Genomic DNA, 18,126 nt, shown 5'->3' on the forward strand with positions numbered 1-18,126 from the left:
GCGGCATTTCGGATTCGACGCCCGGAACGCGGCTTCTTTCGGGCAGCGCCGGCTGGCCCGTGGATCAGCTCCGGGCCTTGGCACCTCGTCCGTAGATCAGCAGCATCGCGATGATGACGCAACCATAGATCACCTGCCGCCCGGCCTCGGGCATCTGCATCACCGACAGGATCGACTGCAGCAGGGTGATCAGGATGACGCCGGCGATGGTGCCGAGATAATTGCCCTTGCCGCCCAGGATGTTGGTGCCGCCCAGCACCACCGCGGCGATCGCCGGCAGCAGGTAGGCGTCGCCCATGTTCTGGTAGGCCTTGTTGGAATAGCCGGCGAGCAGCACGCCGGCAAAGGCCGCCATAGCGCCGGAGAAGGCGAAGCAGCCGATCAGCACGCGGTTGGTGTTGACGCCGGAGAGATAGGCGGCGGATTCGCGGTTGCCCACGGCATAGACGGCGCGGCCGAAGGCCGTGCGCTTCAGCAAATAGATGACGAAGGCGCCGACCAGCGCCCAGACGAACAGCGCATTCGGGATGCCGAAAAGGCTGCGCTGCACGGCGATGAAATGCATCGCCTCCGTCGCCTGGTCGAGCGGCGCAAAGCCGCCCGTATGCAGCACCATCAGGCCCTGCACCACGGCGTTCATGCCGAGGGTGAAGATCATCGACGGTAGGCGGAGATAGGCGACGCCGAGGCCATTCAGCACGCCCACGACGGCTCCGCAGAACACGCCGAACGGAATGCAGAGCCAGACGCCGGCGGGGCCGCCCCAGCCGACCATGGCGGTCGCCATCATCGCGCCGAGCGTCACCACCCAGGGGATCGACAGGTCGATATGGCCGAGCAGGATCACCATCATCGCGCCGGAGGCGACGATGCCCAGGAAGGCGCCGACCTGCAATTGCTGCAGCAGATATTCCGGCGACAGGAATTCACGCGAATAGAGCGCGCCGCCGCAAAGGATCAGCAGGATGCAGCCGAAAGCGATCGTCACCGAACGATCGATGCCAAGCCGCGCGGCCAAGGTCGGACCTCTCACGGCCCCCGTGTCGACGCCGGTCACGAGAACAGCTCCAGTCGGTTGCGGACGCGCAGGATGCGGAAGGCGCCGAGGCTGACGGCGAAGAGCAGCACGACGCCCTGGAACAGAGGCTGCCAGAGCGGCGGCAGGTCGAAGACGAACAGCAGGTCCTCGATCGTGCGCAGCACGAAGGCGCCGAAGATCGAGCCGATGGCCGAGCCCCAGCCGCCGAACAGCGAGGTGCCGCCGATGACGACGGCGGCGATCGAGTTCAGCGTGTAGGTGCCGGCGATCGGCGCCGAGGCTTCGCCCGAATAGGTGTTGAAGGTCAGCATCAGCCCGGCGATCGACGCCAGGACACCGGCCAGCGTATAGGCCAGCAGCTTCGCCTTCTGCACCGGCACGCCCGACATGTAGGCGGCCTGCTCGTTCGAGCCGACGGCATAGGCAGCGCGGCCGAGCACCGAGCGGCGATAGGGGATCCAAACCACCAGTACGACGATTGCGAGCACGACCAGCGCCGCCGGAACCACCCCGAAGACCTGGCCGGTGAGGAGATCCGCGATATCGGACTGGACATCACCGCCCGGACCGGGACGGACGAACAGCGAGATGCCGTAATAGACCGCGCCGGTCGCGAGCGTCGTGATGATCGGCTGCAGCCGTCCCCAGACGACGATGGCGCCATTGATGAAGCCGGCCAGCGCGCCGATCAGTAGCACGGCGACGATGCCGAGCAGACCTTCGCCGACCGTGCCGACGACGATGACCGAGGCGATGCAGTTCGCCATCACGAACACCATGCCGACCGAGAGGTCGAGGCCGCGCGTCAGCACCGGCAGCGTCTGCGCCATGGCAACCAGCGCCAGCAGCACCGCCTTGTTGGCCGCCGTGGTGGCGACGGCCGGCGTCAGGCCGGCGCTGTGATTGGAGATGTAGAGCGTGAACATCGCCGCGAACAGGACGACCGCCGTCAGCACGCCGGCATTGTGGGCGAACCAGTAGCGCCAGTTGCTCATGCTGCCTGCTCCGACGAGTCGATATTGAGGGCGCTCTGCAGCAGGTTGCGCTCGTTGAGCGCCTCGCCGGCCAGTTCGCGCCGGATGCGACCGTCATAGACGACGAGCACGCGGTCGCAGCAGCCGATCAGCTCGGCATAATCGGTCGAATAGAACAGGATCGCTGCCCCCTGGTTCGCAAGCTCCCGCATCAGGCGGTAGATTTCCTGCTTGGTGCCGACATCGATGCCGCGCGTGGGATCGTTGAGCAGGATGATGCCCGGCGCCGTCATCAGCCACTTCGCCAGAACGACCTTCTGCTGGTTGCCGCCGGAGAGCGCCGAGACGGGCGCCTCGAGGTCCGGCGTCTTCACCCGGAGCCGGTCGACCATCACCTTGACGGCGGCGTTCTCCTTGTCGGCATCGATGCCGAAGCGACCGAGCAACTGCGGCAGGGCGGCGAGGGTCATATTGTCCCGCACGCTCATCGGCAGCATCAGGCCTTCGGTCTTGCGATCCTCGGGAATCAGCGCCATCGGCAGCGGCGCATGCATCGCCTGGCGCGGGCCATCTAGCGAGATCGGCTTGCCGTCGACGGCGACGGTGCCCGAAACGCCCTTCAGCACGCCGAAGAGAGCGAGCAGCAATTCGCGCTGGCCCTGGCCGTCGAGGCCGCCCAGGCCGACGATCTCGCCCTTGCGGAGATTGAACGAGACATCCTGGATCTCGCGACCCCAAGCGAGGTTGGCGGCGGCCAGCGCCACCGGTTTGTCGGTCGAGGGCTCCGGCTTCGGCGGATATTGGTGCGTCACCTCGCGGCCGATCATCATCTCGATGATGGCGTCGACGGAGCGCGCGCCCTTGGTGAAGGTTTCGATCTTGCGGCCATTGCGGAAGACGGTCGCCGTATCGGCCAGCGCCTCGATCTCGCGCATGCGGTGCGACACGTAGAGAATGCCGACGCCGGACTTCTTCAGCTCGCGAATGATGCCATAGACCCGCTCGACATCGTCGGCGGTCAATGCCGAGGTGGCCTCGTCGAGGATCAGGATGCGCGGATCGCGGCCGAGCGCCTTGGCGATTTCCACCATCTGGCGGCGCGACAGCGGCAGGTCGCGCACCAGCTCGAGCGGATGCACGTCTTCGCAGCCGACGCGCTTCAAGAGCGCCCTGGCGCGCTCGCGCTGGCCCTTGGCGTCGATCAGGCCGAGCCATTTCGGCGGATCGACGATGGAGAGGTTGTCGGCGACCGTCATCTCCGGCAGCAGCGACAATTCCTGGAACACGCAGACCACGCCGGCGCGCATCGCCTCGGTCGGCGATTTGAACCGGACCGGCCGTCCTTCGATGAAGACTTCGCCCTCGGTCGGATCGGTGACGCCGGAGGCGATCTTGATCAGCGTCGACTTGCCCGCGCCGTTCTCGCCCAGCACCGCCTGGATCTCGCCGGGATAGACGGAAAAATCGACCTCGGTCAGCGCGGCGACGCCGCCATAGCGCTTCGAGATCCGCTTGAGCTCGAGATAGGGCTTCCGGTCGGACAAGGATGGACCCGCAGAACTGGAGGACAGAAGAAGCCGGCGGGCCTCGAGGGCCCGCCGGTCGATCTCTCGGAAGATCTTACTTGTTCTCTTGGGTCTGACCCATGATTTCCTGGGCGGTGAAGTTGATGCCGCAATCCGGGAAGGCGTTGCCGACGAAGAAGTTGTCGGATTCCTTCGAGTAGAAATTCACGCCGTCCTTGAAGTCCGGGTCGTGGTCGATGGCGAGCGGCAGGGCGATCGACTGCGGCACGACATCGCCTTCGAGCGCCGCGATGGCGGTCTTGATGGCGACGGCAACCTGCGCCGGGCCGCTGCCGGCCGAGGTGCACTTCAGGCCATCGGCCGAATGCTCGGAGCAGAGCTTGCGGAAGCCGTTCTCCGTCTCGCCGCCGACCGGCACGAAGGCATGGCCCGCATCCATCAGCGCGCGAACCGTACCGGTCGAGCCGCCCTGAACGGTGACGCCATCGAACTTCTTGTGCACGGCAACGGCGTCGGCGGTAACTTTCTGCGCGGTGCCATCGTCCCAGCGGCCGATGACTTCGACCGTCTCGAACTTCTTGCCCGACTTGCCGAGCACTTCCTGCACGCCTTCATGACGGTCGCGGTCGACCGAGGTGCCGGTCACGCCGCGCACTTCGAGCACCTTGCCGCCATTCGGCAGGTGATCGACCAGCCACTGGCCCCAGAGTTCACCGAGGCCCTTCTGGTTGACGTTGACGTTGATCGCCTCGTCGGTGTCGAGCGTGTTGTCGAAGGCGACGAGCACGACACCGGCCGCCTTGGCGCGCTTGATCACCGGCTTGAAGGAAGTCGGGTTCTGCGCGTTGACGACGATCGCGTCATAGCCGGAATTGATGAAGTTATCGACGGCGGCGATCTGCGCGGCGACGTCGTCACCGGTCGAGACGACCTTGAATTCCTTGAGCTTGGCCTTGACGTCCGGCTGCTCGGCATAGGCCTTGGCGGTCTGGATCATCTGGATGCGCCAGGTATTACCGATGAAGCCGTTGGCCAGCGCGATGCGATACGGGCCTTCCTTCTTCGGGAATTTGAAGAACTTGGTCTCGGGCGTCCAAGGCTTGAAGCACTTGGCGTCGGCGCTCGGTCCCGCGACGATTTCGGGGCCTGCCGCATGCGCGGCGGTTGCCAGGGCGCCTACGGCGATCGTCGTCGCCAGAAGCTGCCGGATGAGCTTCATCATGTCGTATCCTCCCAATGGTATCTTTGTTTTCCGGCTGACGACGGTCGCGCCGATGGCGCGCTTCTCCCCGTCCTTCATCCGTCTCGACTGGCCTGCCTTCGATCGAAGCCCGCGCGCTCCGCATCTCAGATATGATGCCCTCTTACCGAGACGCGATGCTTCTTGCACGCAAAATGCGTCCTGGCGCGAGCGCCGTCCAGAACTTCTTTGCGCCACCTTCCGGGACTGAACGTCTCTTTGCGTCAGGCGGATGCTTACCCTTCGGAGCCACCCTCCCCGCACCCGTGCATCGGATGGCGATTGTCCATTCTACGGAGACAACCTTATTCTGACATGCCGGTTGAGTTTCGAGCCAGAAAGGCCATTTTCCTGCCAACGAACTCTTTGGGAGACCTCATCATGGATCTGAAGCTCAGCGGCTTCCATCATCTCACCGCGATTACAGCGGACGCGCCGGGCAATCTTGCCTTTTACACGAAGGTGCTCGGCCTGCGCCTGGTCAAGAAGACTGTCAACCAGGATGATACCAGCGCCTACCACCTCTTCTATGGTGACGGCGCCGCGACGCCCGGTTCCGACATCACCTTCTTCGACTGGCCGGTCGGTCCCGCGCGCCGTGGCACGCATTCGATCGTCCGCACCGGCTTCCGCGTCGATGGCGACAGCCTCGGCTGGTGGCGCGATCATCTGCGCGCCCAGGGCGTCAAGGCCGGCGACGTCACCGATCTCGGCGGTCGCCAGGGCCTGAACTTCGAGGATCCGGAAGGGCAGCGCCTGTCGCTGGTCGACAATGGCTCCAAGACGCAGGGACATCCCTGGGAACGCAGCCCGGTTCCGGCCGAGCATCAGATCCTGGGCCTCGGCCCGATCTCGATCAGCGTGCGGGATCTCGCCCCGACCGAACAGGTGCTGACCCGCGTCATGCACATGAAGAAGGTGCGCGACTATCCGCAGAGCGCCGTCTCGACCAACCAGGTGCATGTGTACCAGATGGCCGAAGGCGGACCGGAGACCGAGCTGCACGTTCTGGTCGAGCCCGATGCGCCGACGGCGCGTGAAGGCGCCGGCGGCGTCCACCATGTGGCCTTCCGCACGCCCGACACCGACAGTTTGCGGCTCTGGGCCGAGCGGGTGCGCGATTTCCGCATCGGCTCCAGTGGCGAGGTCGAGCGCTACTACTTCCGCTCGCTCTATTTCCGTGAGCCGAACGGCGTCCTGTTCGAGATCGCCACCGACGTTCCCGGCTTCACCGCCGATGAACCTTTGGAGACGCTCGGCGAGCACCTGTCGCTGCCGCCCTTCCTGGAAGGACGTCGCCAGTCGATCGAAGACAATCTGAAGCCGCTCTAGGCGCTTCGGAACGAAAGGAAGGCCGGATCGCGGGCAGACCGCGGTCCGGCCAAACGGGAAAGGGGACGGGACCACCATGACCATCGACAGGACCAGGGGCTCCGGCCCGCATTCGGGCCAGCGCATCCTGACAGCCGGCGCACCGATCGAGGCCGCGCGCGGCGCGGTCATCACCATCCATGGCAGGGGTGCCAGCGCCGATGACATCATCGGGCTTTCCGAGCATCTCGGCCAGGACGACATCGCCTATTTCGCGCCGCAGGCGGCCGGATCGGTCTGGTATCCGCAGCGCTTCATAGAGCCGAAGGCGCTCAACCAGCCCTGGCTCGATTCGGCGCTTGGCGCCGTGCACGCCCTGGTCGATGACATCGCCGCCGCCGGCATCGCCCGCGAGCGGATCGTGCTGCTCGGCTTCTCGCAGGGCGCCTGCTTGGCGCTCGAAGCGGTGGCGCGCAAGCCGGGCCGCTATGGCGGCGCGGTCGGCCTCAGCGGCGGGTTGATCGGCACGTCGGGCGAGCTCTGGGACGGCGCCGATGATCTGGCCGGGACGCCGGTGCTGCTCGGCTGCGCCGAACTCGACGGCCACATCCCGCTGTCGCGGGTGCAGGAGACGGCGGCGCGGTTCGAAAAGGCCGGCGCCAGCGTGACGACGCGCATCTATCGCGGCTCCGCGCATGGCGTGAACGCCGACGAGATCGAACTGACGACGGCGCTGCTTTCGGCGCTCTAGCTAGACCGCACCATGCCCTCTTCCGCAAGGCGGATGGCATGGTGTTGTTTTATCGGGGGAGCAAGAACCCGACCGGTCTGCAGGTCTCGACCTCAACATCCTGAGGAGGCTTGTGCGAGCAAGCCGTCTCGAAGGACGCACTGCCTGAGGGCCGAAGCTTCATGCTTGCTACTTTGCGTGCTTCGAGACGGCCCTACGGGCCTCCTCAGCATGTTGAGGACGGAGTTTCGCGATGTACTCTTCAGCGAGAAGCGAAGGGCAGATAACGGAGTCGGCCCCGCTCCCCTATGTCGGCGCGAGCCTGAAATCCTTGCTCTCCGGCAGGGTCTGGCCGCCATCGACGACGATAGTTGTGCCGGTGATGTAGGACGATTCATCGGAAGCCAGGAACAGGGCCGCATTGGCGATGTCGTCCGGCGTGCCGAGGCGGCCGAGCGGGATCGAATCCTCCATCCCCTTGATGAAGGCGGCGCTGCGGCCGGCCTTCATGCCTTCGGTCAATATGTTGCCCGGCTCGATGCCGTTGACGGTGATGCCGTAGCCGGCGAACTCCAATGCCGCCGCCTTGATGAAGCCGTTGATGCCGGCCTTCGAGGCCGAGTAGTGACCATGGCCGGGGCTGGTGACGCGCGGACCGGTGATCGACGAGGTGAAGATCATCCGGCCATAGCCCTTGGCCTTCATCGCCGGCAGGGCGGCGCGCGCCACCAGATAGGTGCCGCGCAGATTGACCCCCATCACCGCGTCCCATTCGTCCGGCTCGATGTTCTCGATCAGCGTCCAGGGATAGATGCCGGCATTCTGGACAACGATGTCGATGCCGCCGAAATGCGTGACGGCTTCGGCGACCGCCCGTTCTGCATCGGCCTTCTGCGAGATGTCGGTCTCGACGAAGCGCGCCTTGTCCGGCCCGCCAAGCGATGCGGCGAAGGCAGTGCCAGCCTCGACTTCGGTATCGGCAACCACCACGCGCGCGCCCTCGGCGGCAAAGCGCCGGGCGATCGCGCCGCCGATGCCGCGCGCGCCGCCGACGACCAGCGCGGAGCGGCCGATGAGCCGTTGGGGGGAATTGCTCATCAGGCGAGCCTCTTTCTGATGTTGAGCTTGAAGGTATCGAGCAGGACCGCCACCAGCACCATGCCGCCCTGGATGAGCTGCGTGAAATGCGCCGGCATGCCCATCAGGTTGATGGCCGTCTGGATCGAGGCGAGCAGGAGCACGCCCGCATAGACGCCCGGCAGGCTGCCGACGCCGCCCTTTAGGCTGACGCCGCCGATGACGACCGCCGCGAAGGTCTGGAACAGCATGCCGACGCCGAGATTGGCGGTCGCGCCCGAGGTGCGGATGGCGAGCAGCCAGCCGGCCAGGCCAGCGATCGAACCGGCCAGCACGAAGGTCATCGCGGTCAGCTTGTCGACCTTAATGCCGGCGCGGTAGGCGGCGGTCGGGTTGCCGCCGATCATCAGCAGATGGCGGCCGAACGGCGTGCGGTTCAGGATGAAGGCGAAGACCAGCGTGGCGAGGATCGCGACCCAGCCCATCAGCGGGATCTGCAGGAAGCGCTCGATCGCCAGGAAACGCAGCTCAGGCGGCAGTTCCTGCGCCGAGCGGCCGCCCGAAAGCGCCACGACCAGGCCGCGGCCCCAGATGAAGGCGGCGAGCGTGACGATGAAGGAATTCATCTTCAGCCGGACGACGAAGAAGGCGTTGCTGGCGCCGACCAGCGCGCCTACGCCCAGCGCGATCACCAGCGAGATCGGCACGACAAGCCAGGCGGGCGTGAAGGTGAAGCCGAAGCCGACACCGGACTTGGCGAACAGGATGCCCACCACCATCGCGGCCAGCGCCATGACGGATTCGATGGAAAGGTCCATGTAGCCGGCGATGATCAGCAGCGACAGGCCGATCGCCAGCGTGCCGACGAAGGTCGACTGCTCGACGATGTTGGCGAAGATTCCGATCTGGAAATAGTTCGGGATGGCCAGCGAGAACAGCGCCAGCACGGCGATGAGGATGAACCAGACGAGGTGATCGAGGACGAACTCGATCGCGGCCCTGCGGTTGGACGAGAGCATGGAGCGGCTCCGGGTGTTGCGCGATAGCGGGATCAAGGCGCGCGGTCGGCGGCATCCGGGGAGGCGGATGGGTGCGGGACCGGCAGGGACAGCCTGGCCTGGCCATTCCCGGACGAGCCGGAAAGGGGACGGCGGCGGCTGTCGTCCCGACCCTTGGCCGGGACGACGTATCAACGCCTGCGGCGCTTACTCGACCGACTTAACCGGGGCTTCCGGGGTCTTCATGTTGCCCCAGAACTTCGGATCGTCGACATTGGCCTTGGTGATGGCGGCACCCGGGATCTTGATGTTCGGGCCCCAGCTTTCCTCGGTCACGACACCCTGCAGGCCGAGCACGTCATAGGTGCCGGCCTTGATCGGCTGCTTGTTGACGACCTTGTCGGCGAACATGGCAAGCGCTGCGGCCTGGGCGAACAGCGGCTGCTCGACCTCAACCTGCTGCCAGCCCTTGCGGATCAGGTCGAGACCGACGGGCGCGCCGTTCGACGAGATCAGGAGGACGTCGCCGGGCTTCTTGCCGGCGGCTTCGAGCGACGCGACGGCGGCGACCGAGAGATGCGCGGCATGGACGAAGATCAGGTCGATGTCCGGATTGGCGAGAAGCTGGTCCGACACGATCGAGCCGGCGGCCGAGGCTTCCCACTGCATGGCCGGCTTCGAGATGATGGTGACGTCCGGAAACGCCTTCATCTTCTCTTCAAAGCCCTTCTGGATGTCGAGCGTATAGGGATCGCCGGGGTCGCCGAGGACCTGGAGAATCTTGCCCTTAACCGCGCCGTTCTTTTCCTTGAGCAGGCGCTCGGCCTCGCCGGCGGCGACATGGCCGATCTCGACGGTGCCGGCGACCGAAGTCAGGTCGCTTTTCGTCGAGGTGATCTGGCGGTCGAATTCCATCACCGGAATGCCGGCCGCGCGCGCGGCCTCGATCTGCGGCTTCAGCGCGTTGAAATCGACGGCGGCGAGTACGATCGCCGACGGCTTCAGCGCGATGACGTCATTCATCTGGCCCTGCTGCACGTCGGTCTTGTTGTCGGCGTTGAGCGCGACGGTCTCGTAGCCGACATCCTTCATGAACTTGGTGATCGCCGTCACCGAGCCGGTCTGGAATTCGTCCAGCAGGGTCGGCACGAGGTAATAGATCTTGCCCTTGTCGGCGGCCCAGGCGGCCGGGGTCAGGAAGGTTGCGGCGCCGAGCACGACGGCTCCCGCCAGAACACCCATCAATCGCTTCATATTGCTGTTCCCTTCGCTCTTGTTCAGTCTGGAAGTCCGGATGAGCTGTTAGCCAGCCCTATCCCGCGTGCTGGGCTTGACCGTTGGTCTGGTCTGCAGTCCGCGCGCGGCCGCCCAATGCCTCGCCGGTAATGAGATGCACGATCTGGTCCGGCGAGGTTTCCGTCGTGCGGACATCGCCTGCGACCATGCCCTGGCGGATGACGACCATGCGGTCGGCAACCTGGAAGGCCTGGCTCATGATGTGCGTGATGAAGACGACGCCGATGCCCTGGTCCGCGATGCGGCGGATCAGTTCGAGGCCGCGCCGCGTCTGCTCGACGCCGAGCGCCGCGAACGGCTCGTCGAGCAGGACCAGCTTGCCGCCCCAATGGACGAAGCGGTTCAATTCGATCGCCTGACGCTGGCCGCCGGAGAGATGCTCGACATTGGTGCGCAGCGACGGGATCTTGGTGCCGGCCGAAGCCATCGCCTGGGCGACGACCTCTTCCATCGCCTTTTCCTGCAGCACCGGAATGCCGAAATACTTCTTCACGATCTCGCGGCCCATGAAGAAATTGGCCACGACGTCGACATTGGTGCAGAGCGAAAGGTCCTGGTAGACCGTCTCGATGCCGGCCGCCTTGCCGTCGGCGGGCGAGGTAAAGTGCCGCTCGGCGCCGTCATAGATCACGCGGCCGGTGCTCGGCTCCAGGCCACCGGAGATGATCTTCACCAGCGTCGACTTGCCGGCGCCATTGTCGCCGAGCAGCGCGACGACCTCGCCACGACCGATTTCGAAGCTGATATCGCGCAGCGCCTGGATGGCGCCGAAGCTCTTGGAGATGTTCTCGAGCCGCAGGAGCGGTGCTTCGGTGGTCATGCAGCTACCTCTTTCTTTGCCGGGCCGGTCATGATCGGATCGCGGTCGGTCCGCTCCTCTTCGCCGGCGAAGAGGAGGCCAAATCGGGGAGAGAGAGCACCGGAAATCGCCAGCGCCGCCGCGCCGCGCAGGACCGCGTCCCGTCCGTTGCTGGAAAGCGTGAGACGCGGCGTTGTGCGGCCGCGGCGCTCGGCCACGGAATGCATCAGCGGCTCGGTTCCCGCGATCAGCCGCTCGAGCAGCGCGTCGGAGGCGAGGCCGCCAATGACGATCGTCTCGGGATCGAACAGGTTCTCGATCGTGGCGATGGCCGAACGCAAAACCGGCGCGGCTTCCGCGATCCAGGCATCGACCACGTCGAGATGCTCCGTGAGCGCGGTCTCGATGGTCGCGGTCGGATCCACCGCCTTGAGGCGACGGTCGAGCGCGTCGCGCGAGACATAGCGCTCCAGGCAGCCGCGATTGCCGCAGGGGCATGGGTCGCCGCCCGGCACAAGGGGCAGATGGCCGATCTCGCCGGCATTGCCATAGACGCCACGCAGCACCGTGCCGTCCTGCACGGTGGCCGCGCCGCCGAGGCCGACGCCGAAATAGATGTAATAGAACGCGCGGAAGTCGCGGCCGGCGCCGTAGAGACGCTCGCCCAGCGCCACAGCGCCCAGTTCGGCGCCGGCGAAGACCGGCAGGACATTGGCTTCGGCGAGACGCTCGCCTACCGCAATGCCCTTCCAGCCCTCCAGCGTGGTCGGCCCGACGAAGCTCATGGAATCGACGTCGCTCGGACCCGGCATCGCCACGCCGATCCCCAGCATGCGGCCATCGGGACGGAGCGCGCTCATTTCGGCGATCAGCGCCTCGAAGACGGGAAAGGTCGCTTCCGGCGAGACGCGGGACATCGGATGGTGACGTGTGCCGACAATCTTGCCGGCGAGGTTGACCAGGGCGGCGGAAACGCCGATCGGCGTCACATGCAGGCCGATAGCAAAGCCGCCTTCCGGGTTGAGCGTCAGATTGGTGCGCGGCAGGCCCCTGCCCTTCGGCGCCTCGCGCGAGCCCATGACGAAGCCCTGCAGCTCCAGCTCGCGGATGATGGTGGAAACCGTCTGGACGGTGAGGCCGACCTTGCGGGCGATCTCGCCACGAGCAATGGGCGCTTCCAGCCGGATCGTCTCGAGCACGATCCGCCGGTTATAGGGTCGCCCAAACTCCTGGTTCGTACCGCGCAGCGCCATCGTCGCTCCCATCCTTATGCCTCTACGTTAGGCGAGCCATTTATTAAGTCAAATGGATTTCTAGATTAGGCGGAAACGGTCCGGGAGCGGCTTCCAGGCCCTTGCACAAGTGGCGGGCAACCGGTGCAAAAGCCTGTTCGCAAGCTGTGCAAAGCCGGTGCAAAGAGCGCGGAAAAGCCTGTGCAGAAGGCAGGGGATAACGTTTGAAGAATCTGTGAGGGTCTTGTGGAGAAGTCCCCGCCCAGGCTGTGGTTTTGCGCTGGAAACCTTGTGCATGGGCTGTGGATGCAAGGCCACCCGCGCACAAAAAAGCCCCGGCGCGCGAGGCACCGGGGCGAATGTCCGTCGTTGGGAAGAGACGGCGCGCGGCCGGGTTTAGTCGGCCAGTTCGAACACGATGTCCTGCGCGCCCTTCCAGAGCGTCAGCTTGCCGAGCGCTACCAGGTTCTCGCGGCCTTCCGTGATCGTCAGGAAGTGGTTGCCCGAGAGCTGGCCGACCTTGGAGGAGAAGTCGACGCCGCCATAGGCGAGCAGGATTTCCGTCTCGCTGATGCCGCCGGGATAGAGGATGAACTCGCCGGGCGCCGGATGGCTGGTGTTGTTCTCGAAGCCGAGGCCGAGATCGAGATCGCCCAGCGGGATCCAGCAGCCCTCGCCGCTCCAGCGAACATGGATGATCTTCTCGCGATAGGGCAGCAGCGTCTTGAAGACGGCGCAGGTCTTCGGCGCCAGTTCTTCCTCGAGCTTGCCGTAGAAGGTGAACGGGCCTGCGGTGATTTTCAGCTTGGTCATTCGATCTCGTCTTTCTCGCTACGCTCGATGCAATCTTGGCGGTCGCCGCGCCCTCACCCTGACGTGATGCATTGCGACCCGCAACCGGTTCGAGAGACGGGAACAATCATCCCGGCCTCTCGTTTTCCGTGACCTGTCACCTAGCACGAGGTTCGACATGTCCGCTTCCCTCAAGATTGTCATTGCAGCTTCAACGCTGATCGCCATATCCGCCGCCATGCCGGGTGCTGCTTCCGCCGCGACCCGGACCGGCACGCTGGTGTGCAAGGTGGCGCCGGGCATGGGTTTCATCGTCGGATCGAGCAAGAAGCTCGATTGCACCTTCAACTCCAAACAAGGCGCCGAACGCTATACGGGCAAGATCAACAAGATTGGCCTCGATGTCGGCATGACGACCGGCGGCCAGATCGTCTGGGCCGTGATGGAGCCGTCCAGGCGGCATGGCGACCTGACCGGCACCTATGCCGGCGCAACCGCAGAGGCGACCGCAGGGGTCGGTCTCGGCGCCAATGTGCTGGTCGGCGGCGGCAACAATTCCGTCTCGCTGCAGCCGCTCTCCATCTCGGGACAGAAGGGTCTCAATCTCGCGGCCGGCATCGGATCGGTGACCTTGTCGCGAGCCGGGCGCTAGGCGGACCGCGGGCGACACCGGGTCGCACGGCGGGCGGACGAAACATTTAGGCTATGGCAACCAAATATGCCGTACGGTGACCCTGCTTGCTACTCTGGGCTGGGTCAACCAGAGGGTTGCGTTGGATTGACCCGTCATAACGAACCGGGTTGATCCAATGCAGTGTGAGCCGAGCACGGACGGCAAGATGTTCGACATCGCGCCGGTTTCGCTGTGGGAAGAAGACTACAGCGGACTCAAGGCACTGTTCGTCGAGTGGCGGGAGGCCGGCGTCACCGATCTTAGCGCCTATCTGCGCGCCGACCTTTCCCGCGTGAAGACCTGTTCCAGCCGCTTGCGCGTCCTCCGGGTCAACCGGAAGACGCTGTCGCTATTCGAGGCAGACAGCCTCGGTCATCTCGTCGACAATCTCGACCGCGTGTTTCGCGACGACATGCTGCACGCCCATATCGACGAACTCGTGCAGCTCTGGAATGGCCAGACCGAATTCACCAGCCACACCGTCAACTACACGCTGGGCGGCAGGCGCCTCGACATCCAGCTCAAGGGCACGCTCGTGCCCGGCTTCGAGACGAGTTGGGAGCGCGTGCTGGTCGCGATCGAGGATGTGACCGAGCGCGAGACCGCGCGCCGCGGCCTGGCCACGAGCGAGGAATATGCACGCGGCCTGTTCCACCATTCGCCGGTCTCGCTCTGGGTCGAGGATTTCTCCAGCGTCAAACGGCTGATCGACGAGATCCGGCTGAAGGGCATCATCGATTTCCGCGTCTTCACCGATGTGCATCCGGAATTCGTCACCCGCTGCATGAGCGAAATCCGCGTCATCGACGTCAACCGCCATACGCTGGAGCTGTTCGGCGCCGCCGACCTTCCCACCCTGCTGATGCATCTCGGCGACGTTTTCCGCGACGGCATGAACCGCCCGTTCCGTGAACAGCTGGTCGATCTCTGGGACGGCAAGCTGTTCCAGCAGCGCGAGGTGGTGAATTACGCGCTGGACGGTCGCGAACTGCATCTGCACCTGCAATTCTCCGTCCTGCCCGGCCACGAGCATGACTGGTCGCTGGTCCAGGTCGCGCTGACCGACATCACAGCCCGCAAGGCGGCCGAGGCCTATCTGGAATTCCTCGGCAAGCATGATGTCCTGACCAAGCTCTACAACCGCTCCTTCTTCGTCGACGAGCTGAACCGGCTGCGCCGCAACGGCCCGACGCCGATCTCGATCATCGTCGCCGACCTGAACGGGCTGAAGGCCGCCAACGACCAGTGGGGCCACGCGGCAGGCGACGAATTGCTGCGCCGCGCCGGCGAGGTGCTGGGCAAGCTGGTGACGACGCCGGCGCATTCAGCCCGTATCGGCGGCGACGAATTCGCCATCCTGCTGCCGGGCACGGACGAAGCCGGGGCGGAGAAGACGATCGAGGACATCCGCCGCCTCGTCGACCTCAACAACCAGTATTATTCCGGCAGCGCGCTGAGCCTGTCGCTCGGCGCGGCGACCAGTGCTCCCGGCGAGTCGCTGGAGGATGTGGTCAAGCGCGCCGACGCGCGCATGTATGAGGAAAAGCACCGCTACTACGGCCTGACGCCGCTGGAAAGCCGTCGCGAGGCGGCACTCGCCGAAGCCGGCCAGCAATCCTGACGTCGGGCGGGGCCGTTTGGCCTCAGTCCACTGTGGACAGAACGCCGCGCTGGGGCATCTGCTGCAGCGCCGTGACGATCCGTGCCTATAAGATGCTGGTGTAGGATGCAGCAATGCAACCGGCTGATGGCGTCACGGAGCGCCGGCGCGAATGGAGGAAAGCAAGATGACCCAGCCTGGCAACGACACCACCGACGGCGAAATCGGCTACCAGGAGCGCGAGGCCGTCGCTGTCTTCGACAGCGAGAAGGCCCTGAACGCGGCGGTCGATGCCTTGATGCAATATGGCCTCCGGCAGAAGGACCTCAGCGTCCTCGCGCCGTCCGAGAAGCTCTCCGCATCCAATCCCACCACCGCGCTCGAAGACAAGGACGACGCCGCCCGCGCGGCTTACGTGACCCCGGATTCCCGCGTCGAGGGCCTTGCCGCCCTGACTGGCGGCCCGGCCCTCGTCACGGGCCTCGGTGCGGCGCTCGTCGCCGGCACGGTCGGCCTGGCACTGATCCCGACGCTGGCGGTCACGATCGGCGGCGCCGCCGCGACCGGATCGGTCGGCTTCATGCTGTCGCGCATCTTCGGCCGCAAGCATGCCGACGCCATTCAGCAGCAGCTCGCCAATGGCGGCCTGCTGCTTTGGGTGCATGCACCGGACACCAAGGACGATGCGAAGATCCTCGAGATCCTGACCCAAAATGGCGGCCGCGACGCCCATATCCATGTCGTGCACCGCAACTGGGGCATCGACGAAGTGCCGTTCAAGGACGCGAACCCGGACCCGCTGCTGAAGCTGTAACGGCCGATCCCGTTCTCACCTTCGACCAACGGCCGGCCATGCAGCGCATCGCCGGCCGTTTGATTCAGTCGTGATAGACGACCGACCGGCCGCCATCCATCGTCAGCACCGAGCCGGTGCTGAACGCGGATTCGTCGCTCGCGAGATAGACGGCGGCGAACGCCACCTGCTGCGGCGTGCCGATACGACGGACGGGGATCAGCCCTTCGATCCGGCTGCGGGCCGCGGCCGGATCGGGGAATTCGGCCAACCAGTCCCTGACCTTGTCCGTCTCGATATAGCCCGGCGCGATGGCGTTGATGCGGATGCCCTTCGGCGCATAGTCGACGGCGAGAGAACGGGTCAGGCCGAGCAGGCCATGCTTCGCCACAGGATAGGGGAAGGTGCCGGGGATGATCGCGAAGGCGTGGGTCGAGGCGATATTGACGATCGAGCCCTGCCCCGCCTCCAGCATGCCGGGCAGCACGGCGCGGATCATGTGCCAGGCGCCTTCGAGATTGACCGCCATGCAGCGCTGCCACGCTTCGTCGGTCAGTTCCATCGGATCGGCGAAGACATTGATGCCGGCATTGTTGACCAGCACATCCACCCGGCCATAGCGCGCGAGCACGGTCTCGACGGCGGCTTCGACCGAGGCGCGTACGCCGATATTGGCCTCCGCCGTCACGACGGTGGCGCCGGCTTGCGTCATCTCGGCTGCGAAGGCAGCGAGCGCCGGCGCGTCGATGTCGACCAGCCCCAGCGAGGCCCCCTCGGCGGCGAACTGGCGGGCGATGGCCGCGCCGATGCCGCGCGCCGCCCCGGTGACGATGGCGATCTTGTTTTCCAGGCGTGCGGTCATTTTGGATCCTACCAGTCGACGATGGTGCCGTCGGGCAGGACGGCCTCGCGGGTCGGGAACGGCTCCTGCTTCCAGGGATGCTTCGCTGCCACCGCCAGGTCGACCTCGACGCCGAGGCCCGGGGCATGCGGGATCTGCCACGCGCCGTCGACGCGCTCGATCGGTCCCTGCACCACCTCGAAATACCATGGTACCGCGCCGGTCATCTCTTCCTGGATGATAAAATTGGGCGTGGCGATATCGAAATGCAGCGCCGCGACGCCGGCGATGGGGCCGAGCGGATTGTGCGGGGCGAGGCCGATGCCGGCCACCTCGGCCAGCGCCGCGATCCGCCGCGCCTCGCTGAAGCCGCCGCAATGGCAGAGGTCCGGCTGCGCCACGGTCATGGTCCGCGCCTCGATATAGGGCGCGAATTCGGCCGCGCTCGTCAGACGCTCGCCATGCGCGATCGGCACTGGCGAGGCATCGGCGATCACCTTCATCGAGGCGACGTCGCCGGGCGGGATCGGCTCCTCGGCGAACATGACGCCGAACGGCTCGAGCGCGCGCAGATAGGAGAGTGCTGCGCCGGCCGAGGCGCAGCGGCCGTGGAAATCGACCATCAGTTCGATCTCCGGCCCGACCGCCTCGCGCAGCGCGCCCATACTCCGAACGAAATCGTCGATCGCCGAAGGGGTCGCCGTGTAGTGGGTATAGGGCACGTTGACGACCTTCATCGCCTTGTAGCCCTGCTCCTTCACCGCGAGGCCGCGCTCAACCAGCGAGGAGGCATCCATCGAATGATAGACGGCATCCATCTGGCCGAGGCCGAGATGGGTGTAGATCGGCACGCGGTCGCGCACCTTGCCGCCGAACAGGCGCCAGACGGGCACGCCGAGCGACTTGCCGAGAATGTCCCAAAGGGCCATCTCGATGCCGGACAGCGCCGTCATGCCGATGACGCCGAGCGGCTGCCAGAAGCCGTGCTTCTTCATCGCGCGCACGGCGTGCTCGATGTCGCGCGGGTCGAGGCCGAGCAGGATCGGCTCGAGGTCGGCAATGGCACCGACAATGGCGCGCGCCTTCCATTCCAGCGTCGCCTCGCCCCAGCCATAGAGGCCCGGCTGGTCGGTCAGGACGCGGACGAACACCCAGTTCCGCATCTCCGCATTGACGACATGCGTCTCAATCCTAGTGATCTTCAT

General features: G+C 65.6%; 17 protein-coding genes. 5 read left to right on the forward strand and 12 right to left on the reverse strand.

Annotation, left to right across the window (positions count from 1 at the left end; translation table 11 throughout):
• Positions 1-64 precede the first annotated feature (64 nt).
• The 4 genes from ACHMWQ_RS01100 to ACHMWQ_RS01115 all read right to left on the reverse strand — a co-directional run bounded on the left by ACHMWQ_RS01100 (position 65) and on the right by ACHMWQ_RS01115 (position 4,761).
• The gene (locus ACHMWQ_RS01100) at positions 65-1,057 is read right to left on the reverse strand and encodes an ABC transporter permease (protein ID WP_354553834.1); all 993 of its coding nucleotides are present in this window, start codon (positions 1,055-1,057) and stop codon (positions 65-67) included.
• A complete protein-coding gene (locus ACHMWQ_RS01105; protein WP_396306068.1) occupies positions 1,054-2,034 on the reverse strand; it encodes an ABC transporter permease in 981 nt (326 codons plus the stop codon). Before ACHMWQ_RS01105 ends, ACHMWQ_RS01100 begins: the two co-directional genes overlap by 4 nt.
• Complete coding sequence (locus tag ACHMWQ_RS01110) at positions 2,031-3,557, reverse strand: sugar ABC transporter ATP-binding protein (protein ID WP_354553837.1); 1,527 nt, start codon at positions 3,555-3,557, stop codon at positions 2,031-2,033. Before ACHMWQ_RS01110 ends, ACHMWQ_RS01105 begins: the two co-directional genes overlap by 4 nt.
• A 76-nt stretch (positions 3,558-3,633) precedes the next feature.
• Positions 3,634-4,761: a sugar ABC transporter substrate-binding protein gene (locus ACHMWQ_RS01115; protein ID WP_396306069.1), complete on the reverse strand. Its 1,128-nt coding sequence runs from the start codon at positions 4,759-4,761 to the stop codon at positions 3,634-3,636.
• 399 nt (positions 4,762-5,160) lie between these two features.
• Between ACHMWQ_RS01115 and ACHMWQ_RS01120 the strand changes: the two genes are divergently transcribed.
• Both ACHMWQ_RS01120 and ACHMWQ_RS01125 read left to right on the forward strand, forming a co-directional pair.
• Positions 5,161-6,111 carry a ring-cleaving dioxygenase gene (locus tag ACHMWQ_RS01120; protein ID WP_396306070.1) on the forward strand — a complete coding sequence of 317 codons (951 nt, stop codon included), beginning with the start codon at positions 5,161-5,163 and terminating at the stop codon, positions 6,109-6,111.
• Between the two features lie 76 nt (positions 6,112-6,187).
• Positions 6,188-6,841, forward strand: coding sequence for a dienelactone hydrolase family protein (locus ACHMWQ_RS01125; RefSeq protein ID WP_354553839.1), 654 nt, complete (start codon positions 6,188-6,190; stop codon positions 6,839-6,841).
• Between the two features lie 285 nt (positions 6,842-7,126).
• On the opposite strand, the gene ACHMWQ_RS01130 is transcribed toward ACHMWQ_RS01125, so the two are convergent.
• The 6 genes from ACHMWQ_RS01130 to ACHMWQ_RS01155 form a co-directional block, all read right to left on the reverse strand.
• A complete protein-coding gene (locus tag ACHMWQ_RS01130) occupies positions 7,127-7,918 on the reverse strand; it encodes an SDR family NAD(P)-dependent oxidoreductase (RefSeq protein WP_396306071.1) in 792 nt (263 codons plus the stop codon).
• Positions 7,918-8,916, reverse strand: a complete 999-nt coding sequence (locus ACHMWQ_RS01135; protein WP_396306072.1) for an ABC transporter permease — start codon at positions 8,914-8,916, stop codon at positions 7,918-7,920. Before ACHMWQ_RS01135 ends, ACHMWQ_RS01130 begins: the two co-directional genes overlap by 1 nt.
• Positions 8,917-9,102: 186 nt before the next feature.
• Positions 9,103-10,149 carry a sugar ABC transporter substrate-binding protein gene (locus tag ACHMWQ_RS01140; protein ID WP_354553843.1) on the reverse strand — a complete coding sequence of 349 codons (1,047 nt, stop codon included), beginning with the start codon at positions 10,147-10,149 and terminating at the stop codon, positions 9,103-9,105.
• A 58-nt stretch (positions 10,150-10,207) separates the two neighbouring features.
• Complete coding sequence (locus ACHMWQ_RS01145) at positions 10,208-11,011, reverse strand: ATP-binding cassette domain-containing protein (RefSeq protein ID WP_396306073.1); 804 nt, start codon at positions 11,009-11,011, stop codon at positions 10,208-10,210.
• Entirely contained in the window at positions 11,008-12,243 is a 1,236-nt protein-coding gene (locus ACHMWQ_RS01150; protein WP_396306316.1) for an ROK family protein, read from the reverse strand. The genes ACHMWQ_RS01145 and ACHMWQ_RS01150 overlap by 4 nt, the downstream gene beginning before the upstream one ends.
• A gap of 375 nt (positions 12,244-12,618) precedes the next feature.
• Positions 12,619-13,035, reverse strand: coding sequence for a DUF3830 family protein (locus tag ACHMWQ_RS01155; RefSeq protein WP_266331473.1), 417 nt, complete (start codon positions 13,033-13,035; stop codon positions 12,619-12,621).
• Between the two features lie 157 nt (positions 13,036-13,192).
• Here ACHMWQ_RS01155 and ACHMWQ_RS01160 point away from each other — a divergent pair, with 157 nt between their 5' ends.
• The 3 genes from ACHMWQ_RS01160 (at position 13,193) to ACHMWQ_RS01170 (ending at position 16,101) form a co-directional block, all read left to right on the forward strand.
• A complete protein-coding gene (locus ACHMWQ_RS01160) occupies positions 13,193-13,666 on the forward strand; it encodes a DUF992 domain-containing protein (RefSeq protein WP_396306074.1) in 474 nt (157 codons plus the stop codon).
• Positions 13,667-13,823: 157 nt separating this feature from the next.
• Positions 13,824-15,308: a diguanylate cyclase domain-containing protein gene (locus ACHMWQ_RS01165; RefSeq protein ID WP_396306075.1), complete on the forward strand. Its 1,485-nt coding sequence runs from the start codon at positions 13,824-13,826 to the stop codon at positions 15,306-15,308.
• Between the two features lie 166 nt (positions 15,309-15,474).
• Positions 15,475-16,101 carry a hypothetical protein gene (locus tag ACHMWQ_RS01170; RefSeq protein WP_396306076.1) on the forward strand — a complete coding sequence of 209 codons (627 nt, stop codon included), beginning with the start codon at positions 15,475-15,477 and terminating at the stop codon, positions 16,099-16,101.
• A 64-nt stretch (positions 16,102-16,165) separates the two neighbouring features.
• On the opposite strand, the gene ACHMWQ_RS01175 is transcribed toward ACHMWQ_RS01170, so the two are convergent.
• Positions 16,166-16,942 carry an SDR family oxidoreductase gene (locus tag ACHMWQ_RS01175; protein WP_396306077.1) on the reverse strand — a complete coding sequence of 259 codons (777 nt, stop codon included), beginning with the start codon at positions 16,940-16,942 and terminating at the stop codon, positions 16,166-16,168.
• An 8-nt stretch (positions 16,943-16,950) separates the two neighbouring features.
• Positions 16,951-18,126 (reverse strand): enolase C-terminal domain-like protein, encoded by a 1,176-nt coding sequence (locus tag ACHMWQ_RS01180; protein ID WP_354553851.1) that lies wholly within the window; start codon positions 18,124-18,126, stop codon positions 16,951-16,953.

This window comes from Kaistia sp. UC242_56, assembly GCF_044452255.1.
GTDB lineage: Bacteria > Pseudomonadota > Alphaproteobacteria > Rhizobiales > Kaistiaceae > Kaistia > Kaistia defluvii_A.